The following is a 3,166-nucleotide window of genomic DNA, read 5'->3' on the forward strand; positions in this document are numbered from 1 at the left end:
TGGCTAGGGCGGCGCCATTTGGCTCCACCCGGGGCGACTCCAACTGGCCCCACTGAAAGGGGCGTTCGGAGGTACTCGGGGGTAGTGGCGAGGTGAAGTGGCCCCACCCTGGGCCTTGCGGTGGAACGGTGGATGTGGTCCGCCGAGGGTGGGTGCTGCGGATGTCCTTGTCCAAGCAAGAGCTGTTCGACCGGATCCGCCGCGACAACTGGCAACAGCAGCTGTCGATCCGGGCGTTGTCGAAAAAGTACGGCGTCCACCGGCGCCTGGTACGGGAGGCGCTGGCCTCGCCGGTGCCGAAGCCGCGCAAGCCGCCGGCGCGGACCTCGCCGCGGATGGAGCCGTACAAGAAGACGGTCGACGAGTGGCTCCGTGCCGACCTTGAAGCGCCGCGCAAGCAGCGGCACACCGCGAAGCGGATCGGTGCGCGGCTTCAGGAGGAGTTCGGTGTCACCCTGCCCTACACCACGGTGCGTGACTTCGTCACCGCCCGCCGCCGGGCGATCGCCGCGGAGGGCGGGGTGCCGGCCGAGGGCTTCCTGGTCCGCCACAACGCGCCCGGGGCGGATGCCGAGGTGGACTTCGGGGAGGTCTGGGTCGATCTGGCCGGGCAGCGGGTGAAGTGCTTCCTGTTCGCCTTCCGGCTCGCCTATTCGGGCCGGGCGGTGCACCGGATCTCCCGCTCGTGCGGGCAGCAGGCGTTCTTCGAGGGGCACGTGCACGCGCTGTCCGTGCTGGGCGGTGTTCCAGCAGGTCAGGTCCGCTACGACAACCTCACCCCGGCGGTGCGCAAGGTCGTCTTCCGCAGCCGGCTGCGGGAGGAGAACCCGAAGTGGACGGCGCTGCACACGTTCTACGGGTTCACCCCTTTCTACTGCGAGCCGGGACTGCGCGGCGCCCACGAGAAGGGTGGGGTGGAGGGCCAGGTCGGCTACTTCCGCCGCAACTACCTCACCCCCGTCCCGCGAGTGGAGACTCTAGAGGATCTCAACGGGCAGATCACCGCGTTCGAAGAGCGGGAACTGGAGCGGCGGATCGGTTCGCGGATCCGCACGATCGGCCAGGACTTCGCGCGGGAGGCGCCGCACCTGCTGCCGCTGCCGGCGGAGGCGTTCGAGACGGCCATGACCTTCCAGCCGCGGGTGGACCGCTACAGCCGGATCACGGTGAAGATGTGCTCCTACTCCGTCCCGGTCCGCTTCATCGACCACAAGGTCACCGTCCACCTGACCGGCGACATGCTGGTCGTCTTCGCGGGCCGCCGCGAGATCGCCCGCCATGCCCGGCTCGCCGGCCGCGGCCTGGAGCACCTGGTCCTGGACCACTACCTGGAGGTGCTGCTGCGCAAGCCCGGCGCTCTGGACCGCTCCGAGGCACTGCACCAGGCCCGCGCCGAGGGCACGTTCACCGCCGAGCACGAGGCGTTCTGGGCCATGGCCCAGCGTCAGCTCGGCGAGATCGAGGGAACGAAGTCCCTGGTCAGGGTTCTGCTTCTGCACCGCCATCAGCAGCATGCGGACGTGCTGGCGGGCCTGCGGGCTGCCGTCGGCCTGGGCACCTGCAGCGACGACGTGGTCGCTCTGGAGGCCCGCAAGGCCGCCCAGGCCGCCGGCCGGGCCCCGACCGTCACCGCCACACCGACACCGCCAGCGGCGGACCCGACGGAACTGGCAGATCCGCAGTTGCCGCAGGTCAGCCATCTCACTCCTCGTCGTCTGGCCCGGTCACTGCCCGAGGACGCCCGCCCGCTGCCCCGCCTGGAGCAGTGGGACGAACTGCTGAACCTGCGACGGAAGGATTCGTCATGACTGCCGCCCAGCACGCTCTCACCGCCCAGGCGTCGGACGCCGCGATCGACACCGCCTGCCGGATGCTGCGGCTGCCCACCATGCGGGCCCAGGCCGCGGACACCATCGCCCGCGCCGAGCGCGAGGGGCTCTCCTACGCCGGATTCCTCGCCGAGCTCCTGCTCGCCGAGTGCGAGGACCGCGACCGCCGCCGGGCCGAACGCCGCATCCGCGCCGCCCACTTCCCACGCGAGAAGTCCCTGCGCGAGTTCGATTACACCTCCAACCCGAACGTCGATCCGGCCGTCATCCACAGCCTCGCCACCTGCGACTGGATCACCAAGGGCTACCCGCTGTGTCTGATCGGGGACTCCGGCACCGGCAAATCCCACCTGCTGATCGGCCTGGGCACCGCGGCCGCCATGGCCGGCTACCGAGTCCGCTACACCACCGCAGCCAGCCTGGTGAACGAGCTCGTCGAAGCCGCCGACGACAAGCAGCTCGGCAAGACCATCGCCCGCTACGGACGCGTCGACCTTCTCGAAATCGACGAACTCGGCTACCTCGAACTCGACCGCCGTGGCGCGGAGATGCTCTTCCAGGTTCTGACCGAACGCGAGGAGAAGAACAGCATCGCGATCGCCTCCAACGAAGCGTTCACGGGCTGGTCAAAGACCTTTACCGACCCACGACTCTGCGCGGCCATTGTCGACCGGCTCACCTTCAACGCCACCCTCATCGAGACCGGCACGGAGTCCTACCGGCTCGCCCGCACCAAGGCGAACAAGACCAACGGCCTGAGGTGAGCCCTGCCAAGGATCAAGAACTGAGATGCTCATGCAGCATCTTCAACTCGCCGTCCCGCCGCACGATGACGTTAGTGCCCCGGCCCTGGCCAGAGCGGAGTTCACCGTTCACGACGCCGGTCCAGGCGAACAGATAGCGACACACCGCGACGTCCGCGTTGAGCACAGGCCACTCCAGTTCACGCACCTCATACACCTCGTCGAGGATCCTCGCGAACGTCTTCTCGATCGCGGACCTGATCTCCTCGATACCCCGATGCGAACCGTCCGAGAACCAGTACACGGCGTCCTCGGCGATGAACGGCACGACGCGTGAGATGTCGTGGCTGTTGTTGGCCCGTTCGTACTCACCCATGAACGCAGCGAGCTCAGATTCCAGAGATTTCCGATCCGTCATGCGGCCATCATGCCGACGCTCTCGCGCGGCCGTCGCTCTTCCCTCGCCGCTTCAGTGGTCCCAAATCAAGCCGCCCTCCGGGGCCACCGCACGACGCCCGATCTTCACGAATCATCCGCGAACTGGGGCCAGTTGGAGTCGCCCCGGGTGGAGCCAAATGGCGCCGCCCTAGCCAC

At 68.4% G+C, this 3,166-nt stretch carries 3 protein-coding genes; 2 read left to right on the top strand and 1 reads right to left on the bottom strand.

What is annotated here, in order from left to right:
• The first annotated feature begins 161 nt into the window (after positions 1-161).
• Positions 162-1,808 carry an IS21 family transposase gene (gene istA / locus ACIRD7_RS43260; RefSeq protein ID WP_403461571.1) on the top strand — a complete coding sequence of 549 codons (1,647 nt, stop codon included), beginning with the start codon at positions 162-164 and terminating at the stop codon, positions 1,806-1,808.
• Positions 1,805-2,593: an IS21-like element helper ATPase IstB gene (istB, locus tag ACIRD7_RS43265; protein WP_055636742.1), complete on the top strand. Its 789-nt coding sequence runs from the start codon at positions 1,805-1,807 to the stop codon at positions 2,591-2,593. The genes istA and istB overlap by 4 nt, the downstream gene beginning before the upstream one ends.
• A 13-nt stretch (positions 2,594-2,606) precedes the next feature.
• Here istB and ACIRD7_RS43270 read toward each other — a convergent pair whose 3' ends face one another.
• Positions 2,607-2,990 carry a YybH family protein gene (locus tag ACIRD7_RS43270; protein ID WP_403461572.1) on the bottom strand — a complete coding sequence of 128 codons (384 nt, stop codon included), beginning with the start codon at positions 2,988-2,990 and terminating at the stop codon, positions 2,607-2,609.
• Positions 2,991-3,166: the final 176 nt, after the last annotated feature.

Source organism: Streptomyces sp. NPDC093568, assembly GCF_044764945.1.
Classification (GTDB): domain Bacteria; phylum Actinomycetota; class Actinomycetes; order Streptomycetales; family Streptomycetaceae; genus Streptomyces.

Coding starts and splice junctions, on each gene's coding strand:
- istA (WP_403461571.1), top strand. CDS start 162: ATGTCCTTGTCCAAGCAAGAGCTGTTCGACCGGATCCGCCGCGACAAC.
- istB (WP_055636742.1), top strand. CDS start 1,805: ATGACTGCCGCCCAGCACGCTCTCACCGCCCAGGCGTCGGACGCCGCG.
- ACIRD7_RS43270 (WP_403461572.1), bottom strand. CDS start 2,990: ATGACGGATCGGAAATCTCTGGAATCTGAGCTCGCTGCGTTCATGGGT.